Annotated in this window: 18 protein-coding genes and 4 tRNA genes; 14 read left to right on the top strand and 8 right to left on the bottom strand. The window is 45.0% G+C overall.

From position 1 onward, the window contains the following. Positions 1 to 27 precede the first annotated feature (27 nt). From FW758_RS14585 to FW758_RS14570, 4 genes are read left to right on the top strand one after another with little or no spacing between them, the layout of a single operon-like run. Entirely contained in the window at positions 28 to 1,446 is a 1,419-nt protein-coding gene (locus FW758_RS14585) for a TolC family outer membrane protein (RefSeq protein ID WP_446445766.1), read from the top strand. Then, positions 1,446 to 2,054, top strand: coding sequence for an OmpA family protein (locus tag FW758_RS14580; RefSeq protein ID WP_446445765.1), 609 nt, complete (start codon positions 1,446 to 1,448; stop codon positions 2,052 to 2,054). Before FW758_RS14585 ends, FW758_RS14580 begins: the two co-directional genes overlap by 1 nt. Before the next feature lie 19 nt (positions 2,055 to 2,073). After that, positions 2,074 to 2,781 (top strand): transglutaminase-like cysteine peptidase, encoded by a 708-nt coding sequence (locus FW758_RS14575; RefSeq protein WP_432370437.1) that lies wholly within the window; start codon positions 2,074 to 2,076, stop codon positions 2,779 to 2,781. Between the two features lie 8 nt (positions 2,782 to 2,789). Further along, positions 2,790 to 4,709, top strand: coding sequence for a bifunctional diguanylate cyclase/phosphodiesterase (locus tag FW758_RS14570; protein WP_006083438.1), 1,920 nt, complete (start codon positions 2,790 to 2,792; stop codon positions 4,707 to 4,709). Positions 4,710 to 5,081: 372 nt separating this feature from the next. On the opposite strand, the gene FW758_RS14565 is transcribed toward FW758_RS14570, so the two are convergent. From FW758_RS14565 to FW758_RS14550, 4 genes are all read right to left on the bottom strand, one after another. Next, positions 5,082 to 5,158 (bottom strand) — tRNA-Pro (locus FW758_RS14565). Between the two features lie 56 nt (positions 5,159 to 5,214). After that, positions 5,215 to 5,291, bottom strand: a tRNA-Pro gene (locus FW758_RS14560). Between the two features lie 33 nt (positions 5,292 to 5,324). Beyond that, positions 5,325 to 5,400: transfer RNA gene (locus FW758_RS14555), tRNA-His, on the bottom strand. A gap of 53 nt (positions 5,401 to 5,453) precedes the next feature. Next, positions 5,454 to 5,530, bottom strand: a tRNA-Arg gene (locus FW758_RS14550). A 206-nt stretch (positions 5,531 to 5,736) separates the two neighbouring features. On the opposite strand from FW758_RS14550, the gene FW758_RS14545 reads away from it, so the two are divergent. Beyond that, the gene (locus FW758_RS14545; protein WP_446445764.1) at positions 5,737 to 8,385 is read left to right on the top strand and encodes a sensor domain-containing phosphodiesterase; all 2,649 of its coding nucleotides are present in this window, start codon (positions 5,737 to 5,739) and stop codon (positions 8,383 to 8,385) included. Positions 8,386 to 8,432: 47 nt separating this feature from the next. Here FW758_RS14545 and rep read toward each other — a convergent pair whose 3' ends face one another. After that, positions 8,433 to 10,445, bottom strand: coding sequence for a DNA helicase Rep (rep, locus tag FW758_RS14540; RefSeq protein ID WP_006084415.1), 2,013 nt, complete (start codon positions 10,443 to 10,445; stop codon positions 8,433 to 8,435). Positions 10,446 to 10,679: 234 nt separating this feature from the next. Between rep and ubiK the strand changes: the two genes are divergently transcribed. From ubiK to FW758_RS14525, 3 genes are all read left to right on the top strand, one after another. Next, on the top strand, positions 10,680 to 10,934 hold the full coding sequence (ubiK, locus tag FW758_RS14535) for a ubiquinone biosynthesis accessory factor UbiK (RefSeq protein WP_006083441.1): 255 nt from the start codon (positions 10,680 to 10,682) through the stop codon (positions 10,932 to 10,934). A 96-nt stretch (positions 10,935 to 11,030) separates the two neighbouring features. Beyond that, positions 11,031 to 11,375, top strand: coding sequence for a hypothetical protein (locus FW758_RS14530; RefSeq protein WP_446445763.1), 345 nt, complete (start codon positions 11,031 to 11,033; stop codon positions 11,373 to 11,375). Between the two features lie 87 nt (positions 11,376 to 11,462). Further along, positions 11,463 to 11,816 carry a hypothetical protein gene (locus FW758_RS14525; protein ID WP_446445773.1) on the top strand — a complete coding sequence of 118 codons (354 nt, stop codon included), beginning with the start codon at positions 11,463 to 11,465 and terminating at the stop codon, positions 11,814 to 11,816. On the opposite strand, the gene FW758_RS14520 is transcribed toward FW758_RS14525, so the two are convergent. After that, positions 11,813 to 12,985 (bottom strand): winged helix-turn-helix domain-containing protein, encoded by a 1,173-nt coding sequence (locus FW758_RS14520; protein WP_071940604.1) that lies wholly within the window; start codon positions 12,983 to 12,985, stop codon positions 11,813 to 11,815. The genes FW758_RS14525 and FW758_RS14520 overlap by 4 nt on opposite strands. A gap of 249 nt (positions 12,986 to 13,234) precedes the next feature. On the opposite strand from FW758_RS14520, the gene FW758_RS14515 reads away from it, so the two are divergent. The 3 genes from FW758_RS14515 to FW758_RS14505 all read left to right on the top strand — a co-directional run bounded on the left by FW758_RS14515 (position 13,235) and on the right by FW758_RS14505 (position 16,332). Next, positions 13,235 to 13,741 carry a hypothetical protein gene (locus tag FW758_RS14515; RefSeq protein WP_446445772.1) on the top strand — a complete coding sequence of 169 codons (507 nt, stop codon included), beginning with the start codon at positions 13,235 to 13,237 and terminating at the stop codon, positions 13,739 to 13,741. 207 nt (positions 13,742 to 13,948) lie between these two features. After that, complete coding sequence (gene creD / locus FW758_RS14510; RefSeq protein ID WP_446445762.1) at positions 13,949 to 15,427, top strand: cell envelope integrity protein CreD; 1,479 nt, start codon at positions 13,949 to 13,951, stop codon at positions 15,425 to 15,427. A gap of 122 nt (positions 15,428 to 15,549) precedes the next feature. Then, complete coding sequence (locus FW758_RS14505; RefSeq protein ID WP_446445771.1) at positions 15,550 to 16,332, top strand: phosphatase PAP2 family protein; 783 nt, start codon at positions 15,550 to 15,552, stop codon at positions 16,330 to 16,332. A 48-nt stretch (positions 16,333 to 16,380) separates the two neighbouring features. Here FW758_RS14505 and FW758_RS14500 read toward each other — a convergent pair whose 3' ends face one another. Then, complete coding sequence (locus FW758_RS14500) at positions 16,381 to 17,106, bottom strand: substrate-binding periplasmic protein (RefSeq protein ID WP_446445761.1); 726 nt, start codon at positions 17,104 to 17,106, stop codon at positions 16,381 to 16,383. 190 nt (positions 17,107 to 17,296) lie between these two features. Here FW758_RS14500 and FW758_RS14495 point away from each other — a divergent pair, with 190 nt between their 5' ends. Both FW758_RS14495 and FW758_RS14490 read left to right on the top strand, forming a co-directional pair. Beyond that, on the top strand, positions 17,297 to 17,797 hold the full coding sequence (locus tag FW758_RS14495; RefSeq protein ID WP_006083449.1) for an Lrp/AsnC family transcriptional regulator: 501 nt from the start codon (positions 17,297 to 17,299) through the stop codon (positions 17,795 to 17,797). Between the two features lie 368 nt (positions 17,798 to 18,165). Continuing rightward, positions 18,166 to 19,530 carry a sodium-dependent transporter gene (locus FW758_RS14490; protein WP_446445760.1) on the top strand — a complete coding sequence of 455 codons (1,365 nt, stop codon included), beginning with the start codon at positions 18,166 to 18,168 and terminating at the stop codon, positions 19,528 to 19,530. Between the two features lie 86 nt (positions 19,531 to 19,616). Here the strand turns inward: FW758_RS14490 and FW758_RS14485 are convergent, their stop codons facing one another. Continuing rightward, positions 19,617 to 20,489: a Tim44 domain-containing protein gene (locus FW758_RS14485; RefSeq protein ID WP_446445759.1), complete on the bottom strand. Its 873-nt coding sequence runs from the start codon at positions 20,487 to 20,489 to the stop codon at positions 19,617 to 19,619. A 513-nt stretch (positions 20,490 to 21,002) separates the two neighbouring features. Here FW758_RS14485 and FW758_RS14480 point away from each other — a divergent pair. After that, positions 21,003 to 21,491 carry a hypothetical protein gene (locus FW758_RS14480; protein WP_446445758.1) on the top strand — a complete coding sequence of 163 codons (489 nt, stop codon included), beginning with the start codon at positions 21,003 to 21,005 and terminating at the stop codon, positions 21,489 to 21,491. The last annotated feature ends 161 nt before the right edge of the window (positions 21,492 to 21,652 follow it).

Here is a 21,652-nt window from a genome sequence, read left to right as displayed (position 1 = left end):
TTTTTTTTATAAACCGGGAGGTTGATCATGAAGACTTCAGCAAGACGACAATTTCAATGTTCAAAGATAGCCATAGTGCTGTCATTGATCCTGTTACCTTTATCGGCTCAAAGCCAGACGTTAGAACAAGCCGTTGCACATACGCTTGATACAAACCCTGATTTACGGGTTGCCTTTAACCGCTTTAAAGCGCGTGAAGAACAAGTTAATCAAGCAATCGCAGGCTATATGCCGACGATTGATGTCACTGGTGGCTACGGTTACGAACAGACAGACAGTGTGTCGACCCGTAGACGACCTAACGTCGGTGAAGTTGATAGCAAAGGAGTGGCAGAATTAAACCGCGGAGAGTTTGGTGTTAGCTTAAAGCAAATGCTTTTCGATGGTTTCTATACTAGCAGTGAAGTTGATCGTTATAGCTTTGAAGCCAGTGCAGACCAATGGGCACTGCTTGCTGCAGCTGAAGATATGGCACTCGATGTCAGTAAGGTCTACCTCAACTATTTACGCACCGATCAGGTGTTGAAATTAGCCGAGAAGAACCTTAACAGCCATAAAGATATTTATGACCAGATCAAACAACGTACTGATTCAGGTTTAGGTTCAATCGCGGATCTCTCCCAAATCACGGGACGCTTAGCGCGGGCCAATGCCAATGTGATTTCTGCTCGTAACAATTTACTTGATGCAAAAGCACAATACATCAGAGTAGTTGAGTCAGACCCCGTTGATTTGATTCAACCTGTTCCAGATGCCGATATGTTACCTAAAGATCTCAGCTCAGGCTTATCTGATGCACAAGAGAACCACCCAATTCTTAAATCTGCAACAAATGATATTCGCGCCGCAGAGAATGAACGTTCATCAGTTCAAGCTAATTACTATCCTCAGGTTTCCTTAGAACTGAATGGTAACTGGAATAATGATATCGGTGGTGAAGATGGTGTCTCAGGTTTAGGTGCTTTACGCAGTGATGTGGGCGGTTATAATAATGACCTCGTCGCTATGGTTCGGGTGAGATATAACTTATTTTCTGGCGGTAAAGATCTTGCCCGCGAGAAAGAAACGGCCTACAAACTTGGTGAAGCCAAAGAAATCCGTCAACGGGCGCAGCGTGAAGTCGTTGAAGGCGTCAACCTGGCTTGGAACGCTTTTGAAATGCTAGCGCCGCAAAAACAATACATTCGAGATCATGTTGTGGCCGCAAAGGATACCCAAACAGCCTATGCGCAACAGTTCAACTTAGGCCAACGCAGCCTACTCGACTTATTGGATACTGAGAATGAGCTCTTTGAGGCACGTAAAGACTACTTACAGGCCGAATATGATGAAATCATTGCTAAGTATCGCGTGCTCAACTCCACCGGACGCTTATTAGACTCTCTCAAAGTCACAAGACCCGATGCATGGCGTGGAGAACGTAACTATGAAGGGGGAGCTAACTAATGAAAACAATCACATTTTTTCTCGGTGTCACTCTTTTAGCTGGTTGTTCAATGCGCGATACAGTTAATATTGACGAAATGACCACAACTCAAGCCTATGATCTATCAGATAAAGATGGAGATGGTGTTATTGAGGCCCGTGAACGCTGTAATGATACCGCACAAGGTGCCGGCACTGACAACTATGGCTGTGGCAAAATCAAAGCGATTAACGAGCGTAAAGAGTTAAGCATTTTATTCCCAAATGACTCTGCTTATATTGCACCAGAGTACTATCCTCAAATTGAGGAAGTCGCTGTATTTTTACAACAATACCCAACGACTAAAGTGACAATTGAAGGGCACACTAGCCGCACGGGAACCGATGAGCGCAACTTAGTATTGTCCCAAGAACGTGCCGATGCAGTGACAGCAGTGCTAGCAGAAAGATTTGGTATCGATAGAAACCGGCTCACAGCTAAAGGCTATGGTTCTAGTAATCCAGTGGTTTTAGAACGTACTCCAGAGGCTGAAATTCGTAACCGCCGTGTCGTGGCTGAAGTGACCGGTGATGATACGGCCACAGACATGAAATGGACGATTTACTCGGTCGATGACAACACAAAATAAAGGACTCACACATTAGGTTATGAACGGCAGACTTGGTTATAAACATTCATTATTGCGAGTCTGCCGCTTTAGCCTCATAGCGTCAGCCTTAGGCATATGCTGCCTATATGCTGCCCCCACACAAAACCTTGATGAAGGGAAGATCACTTCAACCCTTGAAAAACATTATGGTGAGCGTGCAGGGATGCGAGCTAGGGCTTGGTTCAAAGTGTTATCGGAAGCAAGTACGCTAGATGAAAAAGAAAAGCTATTGAAAGTAAATAACTTTTTTAACTTATTCCGCTTTATTGATGACAGTAAATTATGGGGTGAGTCAAATTATTGGGCAACGCCGATGGAGTTTATTGGCGTGAATGGTGGTGACTGCGAAGATTTTTCGATCGCTAAATACTTCACCTTGCTCCAACTTGGCGTGCAAGAGAACAAGATGCGGATCACTATGGTTAAAGCGACTACGGTAAATCAATACCACATGGTATTGGCTTACTATGAGACACCAGCATCGATCCCCTTAGTTCTCGATAATCTTGATCATGAAATAAAGCCCGCCACCAAAAGAAAAGATCTACTACCTGTTTATAGCTTTAACGGTAAACAGTTATGGCTCAATAAAGAGCAAGGTCGAGGTGTACTAGCAGGTTCGTCAACACGGCTAGAAAAATGGAACGATCTTAACCATAGATTAGGTGTTGACCGCCTTAGACAACCAAAATTAAAACTGGAGTAGCACCAAAAATGACACTGTTTAGACAGATTTATTCGCTGCTTTTTAGCCTATTTTTGCTCGTAGTTGCAAGCCTTGGCTATGTGCAATTTACTGAGACTCAAAGCTTTTTGACCAAGCAAATGGAGTCAGATCTAAACAATGCCAGCACTTCACTTGGTCTAATGCTTACTCCAGCACTTCAAGCTGGCGATACCGCAGCGGCAGAAACCTTAGTGAATGTCATCTTTGAAGGTGGCTATTATCAAAATGTAAAGCTGACATGGATGGTGGATGGTAAGCAACAAGAGTGGAATAACCCTTTAAGAATTGAAGATGTACCTCAATGGTTTATCAATTTAAATCTATTTAAAACCATCAAAAAACAAAGCACTATTACTTCTGGCTGGTTGCAACTCGCGCAACTTGAGATCACCGCTCATCCTGGGTTTGGTTACCATGAGCTGTGGCGAATCATGTCCAATACAATCATTGCCTTCTCTCTACTTTTCCTCGTCGCCATTTTTACCGCAAGAATTGGTTTAACGTGGATATTGAAACCTTTACACACTTTGTCGGAACACGCGAAAAGTATTGCGGCACGCCAATTTGGCCCAGACATGGCATTACCTAAGACCACTGAATTGAAAGACTTAGTGACCGCATTTAACAGTATGTCGGCGCAGTTAAAGCAAGTATTCCATTCCCTCGACGAAGAAGTCGGCGCGTTACGTAAGAAGAATCTTGTCGATCCTGCGTCAGGCCTGCCTAACCGCCAATATGTGGTAAGCCGTTTAAATGGTTGGTTGAGTGAACCTAGCAGCGGCGCGTTATTCCTGGCTAAACTCGACTGGCTCGAAGAAGTGCACAGCAAATATGGCTACCAAGTTCGAGATGAAACCATACGGATCTTGGCAGAAAAGTTTCAGCTGCAGTTAAACGAAATAACACCGTCTGTTATAGGCCGCATTGCCGCCTATGAATTTGCATTTTTAGTGACTGATGTTGAACACGATCAAATCAGCAAATATTTACAAACGCTTATCCGCACCATCAACCAAGAAATGTCAAAGGCAGGCTGTAAGCCTAATGAAGACTTTGCTATTGGTATTGCGGAGCGTATTGGGCAAATGAATGTGTCAGATATTTTGGCCCAAGCCGACAACGCCCTTCAAAAAGCGTTACAAGAAAATAAAACTTTCCATTGGTTTGAAACCACAGAGCAGCAACTATTCACCCGTGAACAGTGGCGGGATAACCTTAGCCATGCCATCAGTAATAAGAAGTTTAAATTTAGATGGCAGCCTATCCAGTTTTGCGATGGGGATGGTATAGCGCAGCGGGAATTATATTGCCAATTAGAGCTCGGCGATCAACTCGCCCATGCAGGGCAATTTATGCCTTATATCGAGCTCTTATCTCTCGGTGCCTTGCTCGATAAATGCTTAATTGAAACCGTCTACGAGCAAAAACTACTAGAGCGTAGCTATGAACCGCTCGCGATTAACTTAACCCACCAAAGCATTAACGATCCTCAGTTCCATGAGTGGCTCAATCACTTCTTACGTAATGCTACATTTATTGAGCGGATCTGCTTCGAAATCCCTGAGGCGGGCGTTTATAGCGATCTTAAGTCGTGTCAGCACTTATGTAACATTATTCGTGATAATGGCGCTAAGTTCGGCATTGACCACTTTGGCCGTCAGTTTGGCTCTATGTCTTATCTACAGGAATTAAGACCGAGTTATGTGAAACTCGATCAATCCTTCGCCTACTATGATGAGACACACCATAATAGTGAGCTCTGCCGCGCGCTAATCAACGTAGCGAAAGGATTAGATATTCAAGTCATAGTGACGGGTATTCAAGAAAAAGCTCAGCTAGAGCGCTTTAACGAGCTTAGAACTGATGCCTATCAGGGCTTTATCGCCCCTCCGGTGAGTCTTGATTAAGCCGAATTAAGAAGTGATATTAAAAACAAAAAGCTCCGTAAGGAGCTTTTTACTTTTCTAACGACAGAATGCCTATATCGATACCGTTGCACATCTGTATTGCCTACATAGAGTTTAAGCAAACGCATAAACAATTTCTATATGAAGCTACATTGCACAAGTGGCAAAAAGTCCCTGTGTATTGATTAAGAATGCTGAGACGTTTCTACTTATCTGTTCGATGCGTTGAATTTGGTCGATACGTTGAAAGCGCGAGGATTCGATCTCTGCTTTCTGGCAATAAGGCTTCTAATACCAATCAAGACAAGTAAATCGCAGATGCAAAAAAGCCCCAGTGAATTCATTAAGAATGCTGAGGCTTTTTTACTTATTTGGTCGGTGATAGAGGATTCGAACCTCTGACCCTCTGGTCCCAAACCAGATGCGCTACCGGGCTGCGCTAATCACCGTAAAATTTTAACTATTTGCTTAACTTACATTAAGCTCGCTAGCTATGCGAAGAATTTGGTCGGTGATAGAGGATTCGAACCTCTGACCCTCTGGTCCCAAACCAGATGCGCTACCGGGCTGCGCTAATCACCGAGAATATTAATCTTTATATCAAAGTAAACGAAATGGGGTGACTGATGGGGCTCGAACCCACGACAACCGGAATCACAATCCGGGACTCTACCAACTGAGCTACAATCACCACTGACTTTCACTTATCTTGCTAACCTAAAAGCTCACAACTCTATTCGGAATTGGTGCGCCCAAAAGGATTCGAACCTTCGGCCTCACCCTCCGGAGGGGTGCGCTCTATCCAGCTGAGCTATGGGCGCTCGCCTTGGTTAGCGCCGCATATACTAGGGTCAAATCCCCTTTGAGTCTATAGCTGTTTTGCACTTTTTTTACTGACTGCTCAAGTTTTATCACATTAGCTGACTTTTAAAGCAAAATGCAGCCAAAATATGACTTGGATGTTACAGTATTTCATGCTAATTATAGAGATTGGTAAAAACAACCCTATATTTAACTAGTGAGTATCATGTTTAAGGATGAAGATGAAACTGGCCAGCCTCGTATAAATGAAGCTGAACGCTTACGCAAAAAAATTATTCGCTTAAAACAATTAGCGCATAAGTACAAGCATGCTGAGATCATTCAAAACGCATTACTCGAAATTTCCAATATTGCGACCCATGCTTCTTCACTCGAAGAATTCTATGTCGGCGTGCATAGCCACCTAAAACAACTCATTCCCGCTGATAATTTTTTTATTTCAACCCTCGATGTCAGCACTGGCGAGCTTGCTATCCCTTTTTTCGCCGACGAGAAAGACGCGCATCCTGCAGAACTTTATCCTGAACAATCCTTATCAACATTACTACAGCAGGGATTAACGGGCTACGTTCTCAGAACGGGTAAGGCTTTGTTATGTGATGATGACAAAGTCAATGAACTGATTGCCGCAGAGGAAATTGTTAACTTAGGTTCTCCCTGCCATTTATGGCTTGGCGTGCCCATCAAACACGATGACATAGTGACCGGCGTGTTAGTCGTGCAAACCTACGACACAAATGTCAACTATGGTGAAATCGAACTCGAGTTGATGACCTTCATTTGCCACCATATCTCAGGAGTAATGGAACGGCTCAAACATCAAGAACAATTAGAACAAGCCATTCAGCAAAGAACTAGAGAACTCAGCCAAGCCTACGACAAATTAAAACTAGAAGTCTATGAAAGACGCAGAGCTGAGCGCTTACAAAAATCACTGTTCGAAATTGCTGAACTAGCCAGTTCCAGTGCCGACAACCCAGACTTTTATGCCCAATTACATAATGTCATTCGACACCTCATTCCCGCCAACAATTGCTATATCGCGCTTTTGGATGACACAGAAACTCATCTCACGTTCCCCTTTTATGTCTCGCAACTAGCCAATAAGCATCCAGGAACTCGGCCGCTACAGGATGGCTTAACCGAATATGTACTCAAACATAAGCGCCCACTACTGTTAGATCAAAATAGTATTAATGCGTTAATTGCCTCTGGCGAACTGTATTCCCAAGCGCCAGAATTAAATCATACTCAGACTATGCATCAATGGATTGGCATCCCCCTCTTTATCCATGATCAAGTACGTGGTGCCTTGACGATTTACAGTTTTAGCATGACGCAAAATTACCAAGTCAAAGACTTAGAATTACTGACATTTGTCTCGCAACACATTGGTTCTGCTATTGAGAAGAAACTGTCCGCAGAGTCCTTGCAACGCAGTTATGAAGAGCTAGAAGAAAAAGTCATCGATCGCACTAAAGCGTTAGCCGAACTTAATCAAAACCTTGAGAAAGAAATTCAACAACGCCGCAGTATGGAAGCTAAGTTAGTTCACGACGCTAAACATGATGCGCTCACAGGCTTACCTAACCGCGCTATGTTTATGGAACGCTTATCTCAAGCCATTAAGCACGTCCGTCGCCATAGCTTAGAACAGTTTGCCCTGCTCTTTATCGATCTCGACCGCTTCAAACAGATTAACGACACTATGGGGCACTTAGAAGGCGATAAATTCTTAATTGAGACTGCAAGCCGCCTCAAGTCCTGCATTCGTGATAACGACACGTTAGCGCGCCTGGGTGGCGATGAGTTCGTCATCCTGCTCGATAGTATTAACAACATCAACGACGCAAGAGACGTATCAGAAAGAGTGATTCAAAAAATATCCCAGCCCTATCGACTCGGCACGATGGAATTTAACTCTGGCGCCAGTATCGGTATCACCATCAGTGGTAAGCATAAAGTCGATACCAGTGAATCTATGTTGCGCAACGCGGATACGGCCATGTATCAAGCGAAAGCCAACGGTAAGGGCTGCTATGTTATTTTTGATGATAACGCCCAACATCAAGCTATACAGGATGTCGAGTTAGAGACTGAATTTAGGCATGCATTACACCATGCCGAAATCGAACTCAGTTATTTACCTGTCGTCGATTTTAACACTGGTCAAGTGCATGCATTAGAAAGCCGTCTGTTCTGGCAACACCCACTACGTGGACTTTTACAACAAGAACAACTCAGTGCGCTTGCCGAACAATCCCATCTTACCGTTGAACTCGATAAATATACGATCAGCGTCATAGATCGCACTTATGCTGAACTGCTCAAGCAATATGATGAATCTATTGAGTTACATGTGATGCTTTCGAGTCAACATCTCAAGCATAAGCACGTACTGCGCAGTTTGAAAAACACCCTCAAGCAGACCCAGTTAAACCTGAGCCATTTGTGGTTATTCTTTAATGAAAAAGCCCTAGTGCAAGAGACTGAAAACCATATCAATGGCTTTGAGTTATTGCAGAAACTCGGGGTGAAACTCGGTATCAGCCATTACGGTAGCGGCTATAGCGCATTAAATAGCCTATTGTTTTTGCCGATTAAAGGCTTAAAGCTCGACGCCAATCTCACTAAACAGATACACGCTGAACAGCAGCTTAAATTAATGTCCGCTTATCAAAAAACGGCATCAACCTTAGAACTGCAAACCTTTGTTGATGGCATTAATAGCCCTGAACAAAAACGGATTTTCAGTGAACTGGGTTATCAACTGGGTCAAGGGGTCGCTTTAGCCGACACTTTTACCTTAAGTGACACTCAACCACAGATCTGTACTCAGCTCGAATATGCCTAGATAAAATATAAGTAATTAATTTAAAAACATATTAAGCGAAACGCTCGTTATTTTTTAAACATATCCCTTAAGCTAGAAATATTGGCTCGCCCAGTCTGCATCCGCTCCTGCTCCGTTTGCTGTGGTTTACGATTTTCCCATACCACATCATCTTGAGGTAACTCAAGCAAGAAACGGCTCGGCTCACAACGCATGGTTTCACCAAATTGACGCCTTTCACGGCAGAGGGTAAACCACAGTTCTCGCTGGGCCCGAGTGATGCCCACGTAGGCTAAGCGACGCTCTTCATCGACATTGTCTTCATCTATGCTGGTTTGATGGGGCAAGATCCGCTCCTCCACTCCCACCATAAACACAAACGGGAACTCTAAGCCCTTAGAAGCATGCAAGGTCATCAACTGCACCTGATCGCCGCCTTCATCCTCGCTATTGCGCTCCATCATGTCTCTGAGCGTCAGTCGAGTCACAACCTCAGGCAAGGTCATTGGCTCATCTAATTCATCACCTGCGAGCATCTCAGTTACCCAACGATAAAGCTCTGAGATATTCTTCATCCGCATTTCAGCGGCTTTGGCACTCGTGCTGGTTTCGTATAGATAATCTTCATAATTGATCTTACGGATCAAATGCTTCACTGCCTCGACAGGTTCACCACGCTCTGCATGATCCCCGGTCTCGACGATGAAACGACCAAATTGATACAGGGATGACATGGCCGCCGGCGGCAAATGATGATTGAGTTCCGGCTCAAAAATCGCCGCAAACATAGAAATATGCTTCTCATTAGCGAAATTACCTAAGCGCTCTAAAGTCGATGGGCCTATGCCACGTTTAGGCAAGTTAACGATGCGCAGGAAAGCATTATCATCATCGGGATTCACCACCAGCTTTAGATAGCCCATGATGTCCTTGATTTCAGCACGGGCGAAGAATGACGTGCCACCACTCAATTTGTAAGGAATGCGGTTCGTCATCAGCGCGCGCTCGAGTAACCGCGATTGATGGTTGCCGCGATACAGAATCGCATAGTCGCCAAACTGAGTACGGCCAACAAACTTGTGTCGCACTATTTCCGCGACCACACGTTCAGCCTCTTGCTCCTCGTTGGCGGCAAATAGCACCCGCAGCGGCTCCCCATAGGCAAGCTCACTAAAGAGCGCTTTATCGTAAACATGGGGATTGTTCGCAATAAGAATGTTGGCAGCCCGCAGGATCCGTTGACTAGAACGGTAATTCTGCTCGAGTTTAATTAACTTAAGCTGCGGAAAATCCGTACCCAATAACACTAAGTTTTGTGGTTTAGCACCGCGCCATGAATAGATGGACTGATCGTCGTCACCCACTACGGTAAAGCGCGCCCGATCACCCACTAACAGCTTTACCATTTCATATTGGCTGGTATTGGTATCTTGATATTCATCCACCAGCAAGTATTGGATCTTGGTTTGCCAGCGGGTACGCACTTCTTCATGATGCCGCAACAATAAGGTTGGCATCAGGATTAAATCGTCAAAATCTAAGGCGTTATAGGCTTTCATGTGCTGGGCATAACGCTGATACAACATGGCAAATAAATGTTGCTGCTCATCTTTAGCGATTTTGCGCGCATGCTCGGGAATAATTAAGCCGCCCTTCCAGTTTGAAATCGTACTGGCGAGCGCTTTGAGTAAATCTTTATCTTCATCTAATTCGTCTTGGGTTAACTCTTTGAGCAGTGCCAAGGTATCTTGATCATCAAACAGCGAAAATCCCGGCTTTAAACCTAAGACCTTATGCTCACGCTTAATGATTTCAAGCCCTAAGGTGTGGAAGGTTGAAATCCACAGGCCTCTGGCCTCTTTGCGTCCCATGGACTGAGCGACCCGCTCTTTCATCTCACGGGCAGCCTTGTTGGTGAAGGTCACCGCCGCAATATTGCGTGCCTTATAGCCGCATTTTTCGACCAAGTAACCGATTTTATTGATAATTACGCGCGTCTTACCACTGCCCGCACCCGCCAATACTAGGCAAGGGCCTGAAACATAATGAACAGCATCGTTTTGGGCGGGATTGAGTTTCATCTTTGCGCAATATCCAAACAAGTCGACAGAAAGGGATGGGATCATAGCAGAATCGGCGGTTTTAAGGCTAACAAATCCCCGCTTGGGCTGAGCAGAACTCAACCCAATAGACATGCTTAGCCGTGATATAAGCCTCAACAACGACTCACTATAGCCATCGCGCGTTAGCTTTACTTTTGAAACCTAACGCACTGAGTTACAATCGAGCTATTCAGTGAAGAGGCGGACAAGATTATGATCAATCCAAAGAAAATCGAAGAAATGGCGAAACAGCTGAGCGAAAGTTTGCCCAGCGGTCTGAAGCAATTTGCCGGTGAATTTGAAGAGCGCAGCAAACAAGTTCTGCAAAATCAATTACTCAAGTTGGATATGGTTTCCCGTGAAGAATTTGATGTGCAGCAACATGTGCTACTGAAAACCCGCGAAAAGTTAGAAGCGCTGCAAGCTCAAGTCAATGAGCTAGAAAAAAAGCTCAACGCTGCGGGCTAACTTACGTTACGCATATTGAATAAAGCACGGTGAGCGAAAGCGCAGCTGTGCTTTTTTGTTTTTAACGCTTCGAGCAGTGCGTCTCTTGGGGAAATAATGCAGCAACTCGCCAGCTATATTCTTGCGATTCATGGATATCCAAGCTTAGTGTCGATAGTGAGCCATTCGAGTAAAAACCATAGCTATCAAGATAACGACCTCACTATTCATGAAATAGAAACGCTGTATCACTTCGATAACGGCGTGGTGATCTGCCAGCAAACCGAACAAGATCAACTCATGATTGAGGCGGCATCGGACAGTGTTTGCGAAGACTATTGGATAAACTATCGGGTAATAGCATCGAGCGGAATCGTTATTTCACCGCAGCAGAAATCCTTCAGTAACCTTTGCCAACAGGGATTCTGGCTCAAGATGCAACGGGATCGCAGCTCAATATAGACCCTCAATATAGACCCGCAAAATAGACCAGCAAACCTGAGTGATTGATTGAGGCAAAGCGTCAACAGAGGGAAGACGATAAGCGTGATGGAAACCGCAGTGGAATTGACGACTTTTGAGAGCCTAATACGCTGGACATTACTCCTGCTCGGTGGCCTGCCGCTACTCACTTATCCCGGAGTGCTCCTCGCCAGTTTGATGGGACTGGCCAGTCAATCAAGTATTAAACCCGCTTTTATCACTCGATTGATGAATCAGTATTTTCTGTGGGGCAGCTTAGTTTATCCCGCCGTATATATTCCCTGCTATCGCATCGCTAGCGATAGCGATAGCACAGCCTCGTCACCCTTAGTCACCGCAGCCTTGCCACTGCTGTATCTCATTTTACTCTATGGTTGCTTCCGCTTTATGGACATTCAAATTAAAGCGACTGATGACTAACACTTTTGTTGGCGAGCATACTTCTGCTTAAGGCCTTTATGATTTGCTTTAACTAACTTCCAGCGATCGCAACCGTTAAAGCGGGCATATTCACTGACGGCGATATCAAAGGCAGCACAGAAATCCTCATCTAGGCCATTCACCATCACGCCCGCTTCTAAGGTCAATTGCTGCAATAACAAGATGCCCGTTTGGCGATCGGCTTTCACATCCACGCGGCCGACAAAAGTATCGCGCCACAGAATCGCTAAAGAATAATAACCATACCGACGCTTTTCGGCGGGCACATAGACTTCAATTTGATAATCAAAATCAAACCATTGCTTTAGCCGTTGCCGTTGGATTAATAAATTATCGAAGGGATTTAGCAGCCAGACTTTATTGGGTAATGGCGCATGGAGCTGTAATGCAGGGTAGTAAAAGTAGCTTTGCCCCGCCGCCTTAAAACTCGCTAATCCCCCCTGTGACAGCATCTCTGCCAGCTCTTGGGCTACTGCTGATTTTAAGCCTTTGCGTAGATAAGCTATTTGCGCCGCAGTACCAAAGGCATGGGCATCGAGATAACGATCAATCAGATAGCGGGTAAATTCAGCCTCTGTCGGTGCTTTGGCATTTATGTCTTGTGGTAACACCCGCGCAGTAAGATCGTAAACCTTCTGGAATTTCTCTCGCCGCACCACCATCAGCTCACCACGCATAAAGAGCTGCTCTAGGGCTTTTTTCGCGGGCTTCCAATCCCACCAGGCACCGTTTTTACCTTCACTGTGTTCAAAATCACTGGCCTTGAGTGGCCCTTCTGCAAGGATTCGTGCCCGCACTTCTTGCATTACTTTATCGTCGGGCTCAAACCAATGCTTACCGCCATTTTGCAGCTGCAGTTTACGTTGCAAACTAAAACGGTAATCGGCGATCGGTAAATAGGCCGCCGCATGGGACCAATATTCGAAAATCTCACCTTTAGCCAAAGCCGAATCGAGCATCTTCGGCTGGTATCCGGGCATACGGCTATGCAACACATGGTGATGCGCACGCTCAACCACATTAATCGAGTCGATTTGCACATAACTTAGGCGCAAGACAGTCTCAGCCACCGAAGTCTGTGGCTGTAATAATCCTTGCTGCTGCATCGTTAATTGCAGCCATTCGCGGGGTGAAAAGGGATTCGACATCAAGTCTCCTAACGCAACGACCGGCAAAACTTCAGGCTCAATAGATAAACTTAAAATACTGAAAATAAAGCTGATGTACTTATTATTTTGCGAGTGTTCCTCTAAAATACACCGCAAACCAGCTCATGCAGCGCGCTCTTCGGATAACATAAGCCATTTATAACTTAACGGCTATCGCTTTACAGGCCTGCTAGTTTCACGACTCAAGGTCGCGCTAACCACGTACTGACGCCTCATTAAGGATTGATGATGAATATCTACTATCGCCAAGCACAACTCTGCGGCCGCAAAACGGGCAATGGCGCTAAGCTGCCATTTTTGATGAATATCTTGTATTCACTTGCGGCTAAAAATGGCGATCACCAGCCCTTTTCAATGGATGACATTAACGCCGTACTGTTCAATCAACATCAGTCGATTGGTTGCTCTATCAAAGCACCGCTGCCGATAGTGAGTTGGCGCACCGAAGCGATAGAGTATGAGTTATTCAAAGGCGAAGAGCTGGTTTATCTGCCCCAATGCATCATCTTTAGCAATGGCGACATCGCCTCTGTCATTGTCGTCATAGGTGATGAGTATGAGCTGCGTATTTGGCCCGATTACAGTAACCGTGAGCGGGAAAAACAGCACTGGTTTTCCCACCATGCCGTAGTCTATTCCGCCGAACTTGACGTCTTTAAGCAAAGCTTCGAAGCACTGCTTAAGCATATTCGAAAAGAAGACGACTATGAGGCAAAACACCCCAAGTTTGGCTAAAGCGCAATGCTTTTGAGTAACTCATGTATCGCTTAATATTTTAATTAACAGCCACTGCCATAATTTTGCCACTATTGATCAGCAACTTGCCCGCAACTCTTGTGGGGAAATCTGTTTTAATACTTGCCGTTAATGCTTAGCCTTCTTGGCGAAACATGGCATAAAAACTTAAGGCTCAGTACTGTATTTCATAGGGAATGAAATCACATGTTCAACATTATCGTGGGCGTCATCGCCCTATTCACTTTGGCATTATTTGGTGGTGCAGCCTACTTAGTCGTACGCGCACTGCTAAAAAAATTCAATCGAGATCAAGGAATAGACATGGAATCGCCACAGGCACAGTCCTCACACAACAAAGGGACACCACTCGCCAAAAACACCACCCTATTGAAAGCGTTAACCATAGGCATACTGTCGATCTTAGCTATGATCCCATTAGGGATCATCATGGATATGACCTCAGATCGCGAAGCCTTGTACCATAGTGTTGTCGATGAAATTGGCCGTTCATGGGGTGAGCAGCAAACCCTCTCTGGGCCTGTGCTTGTGATTCCCTATAGCTATTTTGTGATGCAGGAAGAAGTCAGCGCCGATGGCAAAAATCGCCATCAAGTGAAGCGTACCTATCAAGATGAATTAGTCATACTGCCAAAAAAACTCAAGCTCGATTTAGATCTTAAGCATGACTTTCGTACCCGTGGCATTTATCAATCCTTAGTTTATAACGCCACTTTGCAAGGCAAGGCAGATTTCAGTTTAAGTAATTATGAAATCCCTAACCTCATTGCCTTTGACGATAAAAATGCGCGCCTCGCCTTTGGTGTTTCATCAAATCAAGCCATTGATAAAGTAGATAAACTTGAATTAACGGGTGATGCGGTCACGCTTTCAGGCTCGCTGATGTCGGGCACTGGATTAGGCAGCACAGGCGGCTTAGAAAAGGGCTTTAACCAAGGCGTACAAGTCGCCGAAGCCAGTGACTTTAGCGTGGACTTTGCGATGACACTGCGCGGTTCTCAGTCCATCAGCGCCCTGCCACTGGGTGAGCAAACCTTAATTAACATTCACGCCGACTGGCCACACCCTAGCTTTAAGGGATTGTTACCTGCAGAGCGGGATATTAACGCGCAGGGTTTTACTGCGAGTTGGAATATCAGTCACTTAACCCGTAACTATCCTCAGGAGTTCATTAAGAGTAATCAATCGAGCCTGACCGAAGTATCGGCCAATGCGATTTTATTCGAACCTGTGACTCACTATGGCAAGATTGAACGCTCAGTGAAATACGGCCTGCTGTTTATCGTACTGACTTTTATCATGTTGTTCATTTTTGAGCTTGGGCAAAAAACCAGCCTCAGCACGATTCAATATGTGTTAGTCGGCAGCGCCATGGCTTTGTTCTATTTGCTACTGCTGTCGCTGTCTGAGCATTTAGCCTTCTTGCATGCCTATTTAATTGCCACCTGTATTCCCGTGTTGTCGGTATCCGCCTACGTGGGCAGTGCTACCACAAGCATCAAGCGCGGCGGGATAGTAGGCATTATGCTGGTGAGTTTATATGCCGTGCTTTACTCGATACTGCAACTGGAAGATTACGCCCTGCTGATGGGCACAGGATTACTGTTAGTTGTCCTACTGATTTTGATGTTTGTCACAAGGCATCAACCCAAGAACACGGCGTAACAGCGCCCTACCGATCCACCCTTGAAGACCCCCGACAGCGCCACTTTTTGCTGTCGGGATTTTTTTATTGGCAAAGCCATTGCCGCGTTGTAGCCTATGGCGTTTATCAAGAGGCTTGTATTTTGACCCATAGCGCCTATCTTTTCCGCCGTTTAGGTTTAGCCTGGTTATTGCTGGCAAGCATTCCAAGCTTACTGTTACTGACCCAAAATCAGTTGTTTCCACTGATCGATCTGCACTCTCACTTAGCCCGAACCTTATATTGGATTACCATGACGGGCACAGCGCCCTATGGCGTGGCCACTGTGTTGTTTGTGCTCGCTATCGCCTATCGTCTTATGCCTAAAGCCCTCTTTATGAGTTTGTTTTTAGCCATTAGTCTCAGCCAAGTCATCAGCTTAAGTGTGAGCCATACGCTCAAATCCTATTTCAAAGAGCCCAGACCTAATCTGGTCTTTTTGGCTGAGCAAGCACTGCCTACGAACGAGCAGCTTTCACTCGATGCCTTTTATCAATTGGATAAACAGGGGCGCTCCGAGACAATATCCAATGCGCTCGATGGCTTAAAAGTGGCAGAGCCTGAGATGAGGCTCGATTCGCGCATCCACCAGCATTGGGAAAATGAAATCGGTTATTCCTTCCCCTCTGGACATACCATTTTTGCTGTAACACTGGTGCTCACCGCCAGTTACTATCTGCTGCTCGCAGGCCTACCTAGCGTTGCATTGGTATTATTGGGTTGGGGATTTTTGATGGGATTGAGCCGCATGCTGTTAGGGATGCACTGGCCACAAGATGTGCTGTTTTCGACCTTTTTAGCCGCCTTCATCAGCTGCTTGAGCGTGTTCTTAGTCAGTAAGCTGCGTCCACTCCCGCAAGCGCTCGTGAACAAGCCCAAACCCTAACCTCTGTTGTTGATCACCTCAACCGAGTCTCCAAATACTTAGGCCTGGCTAAGCACTGCCTAAGTATTTGGCCACTAAGGCCTGATAAACTCCATTGGCCTTAATTTTTGCCAACCCTTGATTAAACGTGTCCCGCGCGACTGAGTTGTGGAACACCATGCGATAGGATGTCGGTGGGAAAATAAAGTGATAGATCAATGCTTGCTGGGTGTCGATATTGGGTTCAACAAACCTATTCAATTGGGTAAAGATATAACGGTCGGCAATCACAGTATTAATCCGGCCTAAGTACAACATACGATTCTGGCTTAATTGAGTATCGACTTCGCGATAAATCGTCTGTTGCGCTACGGCATTAAATTCAGCACCGAGCAACAAGCGAGCATTTTCAAAGGCTGCGATACTGTAGTTTTTAAGATCGGCAATGGTTTTTATTTCAAGGTGTTGCGCAGCCAAGCTAATCGCCACATTGGTATAGTCGACATAATCATTAGACCAATAGCCATCGACACCATTTGCGGGATTCATGGTCATCACAGCATCTAACCTGTCTTTGTTGAAATATAAGATTTGGCGCTTACGAGAGTAAAATTTGAAGTTAACTGACTGGCCCATTTCCTTAAAAGCGGCCTTAATAATATCAATCTCAAGTCCCGATTCGGCATCTTCGATAATATAGGGTGGGCGATTTAACGCACTACCAATGGTTATCGAGGCAGAAAATGCATACGTCGGTAAGATTAATAGGCAGATTAACAGCAAACTCAAGCGCATACAGTGTCTCACTCTTATTAGTATCATAACTATAGCGGTTAATGCTGGGAGATCCAGACAGCGCGCCCTCACTCACAATCAGTAAAGGTGATCACTCCCCCAACTTTTACAACCTGATTACTTAAGATTTTTGGCAAACTTGGCTAAGGCTGGCAAACTAGGGGCTGACCCAGCTAACCCTAAGCTTTCGATGACAGAAACTCACCCATACAAACTCGATCAACTCGATTTAACCATTTTGCGTTTACTGCAAACCCACGGCAGATTATCCAACCTCGAACTGGCCAATAAAGTCGGCCTGTCGCCGTCCCCTTGCTCGCGCCGTGTTAAAGCCCTAGAAGAAGCGGGTTATATTGCCGATTATGCGACGCGTCTGTCGGCGGATAAGTTCAACCTGCATTTGACTGCGTATATCCATGTGCGGATGGAAAAACACACGCCAGCAATCCTCAATCAATTTGAAGCCAATGTACTGGCCTACGAAGAAGTCCAAGAATGCGCGCTGATCACAGGTTCAGAAGCCGACTACCAACTTAAGGTATTAGTGCAAGATATGGCGCACTTTCGCACTTTCCTGTTAGATAAACTCACGACGAATGTGCATATCGCAGGTGTGCATTCCAGCTTTGTGTTGAAAAAGGTCAAGGACCACACGGCCATTCCCTTAAGCCATATCACCATTCAACCATAGGCTATGTAAAAGATACGGCGTTCAGACACAAAGTGCTGCGACATGACTCAGACTTATCCCGTCACAATCGTGACTCAAGTAAAGTCATAGCATCAAAATACCAACTAAGATTCTGCCATACGGTATTTTTTGACCATAAGATCACAATTCATTGCATTTTTATCATCGCAATTATTCGCTAAAGTGAGGTCGCGAGTTGTCGTCACTCGCAATATAGTCTCGCATAAAGCCTACTGGCGAAACACAACACCGAAATATCAGCAAAATGAGAATATAAATTGCTGATTAACATCATTTTAACGCACTAAAATTGCGTTGAACTTATTATTTATCCGCCTAAGATACGCCTTCTTTTTACGGGAGGCATAATGCAATCGGCCAATACAAGTTCAACTAACCACTTCAGCTCACGCTTAGGTTTTATCATGGCGGCAGCCGGTAGCGCCGTTGGTGTAGGTAACATTTGGGGATTCCCCACTCAAGCAGCCACCCATGGCGGCGGTGCCTTTTTACTGGTTTACCTGGTACTGATTTTCATCCTAGGCATTCCCATGTTAATGGCCGAACTCATGATAGGTCGCCACGGACAGACCAACCCCGCCGATGCCATGGGCAAACTCGGCTTCAACACCCTAACTCGCAGTTTAGGCAAGGCGATAGGTTTGATTTCCATCGTCACCGCGGGATTAATCTATACCTTCTACAGCATTCTTTCTGGCTGGTTTGTCAGCTACGCCATCGCCCCGATTGCCACAGCTTTGGGCTCGAACGACACCGCAGCTTGGTTAGTGGATTTCTCGCTATCGCGCAATCTGGTGTTCACGCTGATCTTCAGCACACTCGTGTTTCTGGTATTGCTGCAAGGCGTGCAAGAAGGCATAGAAAAATGGTCGAAACGCTTGATGCCGTTATTGTTGATCATGCTGATCGCGGGCGTGGCGTATATCTTCACCCTTAATGGCGCGAGCGAAGGCATTACCGCACTATTAACGCCTAACTTTGCCAAGGCGCTGGCGCCAGATACCTTGATCAGCGCACTCGGACAAACCTTCTTCTCCCTCACCATAGGCACAGGTGCCATGATGGTTTATGGCAGCTATTTGAGCCAAAAAGAGAATATCGCCAAGCTGACCGTCTGGGTTGCCTTTACCGATAGCGGCATCGCCTTTCTCGCCGCTTTCTTGATTATCCCAGCCATGTATGTGGCCCAGCACAATGGCGTGGAGATTTTTAACGCCGAGGGTAAATTACTCGACTCAGATGCGCTGGTGTTTACTGTTTTACCCGCCTTATTTTCGACCTTAGGAGACACCGCCAACCTCATCATCAGCGTGGTGTTTTTTATTCTGCTGATCATCGCCGGCCTAACTTCTGCCATTTCCATCGCCGAAGTCCCGACTAGCTATGTGATGCAAAAATTCGGACTCAGCCGCCAGCGCGCCACCTTGATCATCGGCCTATTACTGACCTCATTATCTCTATTGCTGGCGGTATTTTTTGAGACGTTATTTAGCTTCACTATTATGCTCACCACCCAAATCGCACAGCCGCTGGTCGCCCTCGGTATCGCGATTTACTTAGGTTGGATTTGGCGCCAAACACAATTACTCAAGGCGATTCGTGGACAAGATGATGTCGATACCACAGGACTCTTCTGGCGCATTTGGCCAAGATACGTGAAGTATGTGTGCCCAGTCCTGATCATCGCGATCGCTATCAGGCAATTTGTGTAACCCTTTAAAAAGCAAAATCCCCGCTGAGTGCGGGGATTTTTTATTTAGCAATTAACAGATTAAGGCTGCTTTTGAAGATGGGCAGATTACTGTTCGATACCAACGATCAACCAAGGTGAATTGGCTTGCGTTACGTTACGCTCTAAATGCCAGATTTCCTTAATGTCCTCTTCTACGCCTTCAACGGTATCACGATAGCGGCCAGTAAATTTAACGCTCACTTCCGCAAGATTTGCATTGTGTGTGGCGCGGACAAGTTCTGCATCCAAAAACATCACTTCAGTGTGCTGATCGCCAACTAACTCGCGACGTTGGTTGCTGAGTTCATTGTAAAGATCAATAGAAACATACTCTTGGATTTTGCTTAAGTCGTTTTCATTCCACGCCAATTGCAAGGTTTTGTAGTGACTACGAGCACCTTCCAAAAAGCCGGGTAAATCAAAACCGGCTGGCAAATCAAAAGGAACTGCGCTTGCCGCCTGGGCAAAACCATTGCTGCCACTGTTTACATTGCTGGCATTGGTGGCAAAACCTGTTTGTTCAGTCTGTTGGCGCTGCATATTCGGATTGGGTTGGCCTGCTCCCGCGTAGGCTGGTCTTTGCTGCGCCCCCGCTTTTGAGGCCATCACAGTACGGACGATTTTGAATAGTACGAATGCCAGCAAACCGATAATCAAAATATCCATGATTTGAATATTTTCAAAACCACCGCCCATAAACAGTGCAGCCAATAAGCCACCTGCTAATAAACCGCCTAACATGCCGCCCATCATACCTTTCTTGCCCGGCGCTCCCGCTGGTGCCGTAGTCGGTGTGTTGGTCGCCGCTGGTTGAGCCGGAGCGGTTTGGTGACTCTTGCCAATAGATTTACTACCGCCGAACTTTTTCGCTTCTGCGACTGGACTAGCAACCAAGCTAACCGCAAAAATCATCGCAAACATAATTAATAACTTTTTCATTTATAAGATCTTTGTTTGTATAACCTGTGGTATCGGCATCATAGCGGGATGACATTATATGTCAACTATGAAAAAGCGGAGGCTGATTGTCTTGTGCATATTTAGTGAGTTTCGATTAAGCATTGTCATTCCTGTAACTCACAGACTTTAGTTGTAAAAAAGATTCGACGAAGAGTACCTCAAAGATGTGTATGTTCTGACTCTGCGACGTGATAAGTGATTAAGCACTGTCATTCCAGTGACACGCAGCAAGCCCATCCCTGTGTGCTCGACCGTGACATCCCTGTCACGAACGGTCACTTACATGCCAGTGCTTAATCTCGTTAACTCCCGTGTATCCTGATAGCCAGAACTACCCGAAGTCCAATGCAAAGTCGAGTTAACCACCTCCACAAACATATCTTTTGAATCAAGATTCAGAATAATATCCATGAAGAAAAGATGTTCTTGTCCTATCTTTTTTATTTAATTAATGTGCTAATATCCAAATAAATCAATTGAGAGAAAAGTTAAATGACATTCTATCTAATAATTGCAGGCATGTTGTTTCTTTCAGGCATGATATTTGGGCAAAATATAAATATGACATTTATTTGGTGGGTTAATATTACTTCCATAACAGCTTCATTTTTTACGATTGCTGGGATAGGGTTTGCTTACAAAGCCTATAAAGTTTGGCACAGACCAATCTTGTCTGAATTAACTGGCTCACTATCTGAAGTTATGTTAAATAGGGAATTGGCCTACGCAAAGTTAATTGAGCTCATATACTTTAGCAGTCATAACTCTAACACTGAAAACGTAATCGATGAAAAAAGATTAGTAGCTTTTCATTCATTTCACATCTCAGATCAAGCTTTATGGTCGAGAGGGAGTTATTTAGTAAAGTCAATCGTTTTATATGAAGCCAGCTCTAGCTCATTAATCGATTACTGGTCTGAATATAATTTTAATGAAATAATAACCAATTGCATTAATGAAAAAATTATATCAATAGTCTAAAAGAAATATCTAACTATCGTAACAAAAATCAAAATAAAACAGACGCTATACACTCATGCTTAGCGGAACTTGCTGCTGATAAAGGTTGGAATTATCAAGAAAAATTAAATGAAACTACTGAAGAATAAAGAATATATAGGAAGAACTATCCTAACCAATTA

Source organism: Shewanella sp. 1180_01 (genome assembly GCF_052850535.1).
Note: the sequence above shows the minus strand (reverse complement) of the source record. Positions and strands in the feature narration are given on the sequence as shown.

Excerpts from the sequence above, each read along its gene's own strand:
- FW758_RS14585 (WP_446445766.1), top strand. The coding sequence starts at position 28 with ATGAAGACTTCAGCAAGACGACAATTTCAATGTTCAAAGATAGCCATA.
- FW758_RS14580 (WP_446445765.1), top strand. The coding sequence starts at position 1,446 with ATGAAAACAATCACATTTTTTCTCGGTGTCACTCTTTTAGCTGGTTGT.
- FW758_RS14575 (WP_432370437.1), top strand. The coding sequence starts at position 2,074 with ATGAACGGCAGACTTGGTTATAAACATTCATTATTGCGAGTCTGCCGC.
- FW758_RS14570 (WP_006083438.1), top strand. The coding sequence starts at position 2,790 with ATGACACTGTTTAGACAGATTTATTCGCTGCTTTTTAGCCTATTTTTG.
- FW758_RS14545 (WP_446445764.1), top strand. The coding sequence starts at position 5,737 with ATGTTTAAGGATGAAGATGAAACTGGCCAGCCTCGTATAAATGAAGCT.
- rep (WP_006084415.1), bottom strand. The coding sequence starts at position 10,445 with ATGAAACTCAATCCCGCCCAAAACGATGCTGTTCATTATGTTTCAGGC.
- ubiK (WP_006083441.1), top strand. The coding sequence starts at position 10,680 with ATGATCAATCCAAAGAAAATCGAAGAAATGGCGAAACAGCTGAGCGAA.
- FW758_RS14530 (WP_446445763.1), top strand. The coding sequence starts at position 11,031 with ATGCAGCAACTCGCCAGCTATATTCTTGCGATTCATGGATATCCAAGC.
- FW758_RS14525 (WP_446445773.1), top strand. The coding sequence starts at position 11,463 with ATGGAAACCGCAGTGGAATTGACGACTTTTGAGAGCCTAATACGCTGG.
- FW758_RS14520 (WP_071940604.1), bottom strand. The coding sequence starts at position 12,985 with ATGTCGAATCCCTTTTCACCCCGCGAATGGCTGCAATTAACGATGCAG.
- FW758_RS14515 (WP_446445772.1), top strand. The coding sequence starts at position 13,235 with ATGAATATCTACTATCGCCAAGCACAACTCTGCGGCCGCAAAACGGGC.
- creD (WP_446445762.1), top strand. The coding sequence starts at position 13,949 with ATGTTCAACATTATCGTGGGCGTCATCGCCCTATTCACTTTGGCATTA.
- FW758_RS14500 (WP_446445761.1), bottom strand. The coding sequence starts at position 17,106 with ATGCGCTTGAGTTTGCTGTTAATCTGCCTATTAATCTTACCGACGTAT.
- FW758_RS14495 (WP_006083449.1), top strand. The coding sequence starts at position 17,297 with ATGACAGAAACTCACCCATACAAACTCGATCAACTCGATTTAACCATT.
- FW758_RS14490 (WP_446445760.1), top strand. The coding sequence starts at position 18,166 with ATGCAATCGGCCAATACAAGTTCAACTAACCACTTCAGCTCACGCTTA.
- FW758_RS14485 (WP_446445759.1), bottom strand. The coding sequence starts at position 20,489 with ATGAAAAAGTTATTAATTATGTTTGCGATGATTTTTGCGGTTAGCTTG.
- FW758_RS14480 (WP_446445758.1), top strand. The coding sequence starts at position 21,003 with ATGACATTCTATCTAATAATTGCAGGCATGTTGTTTCTTTCAGGCATG.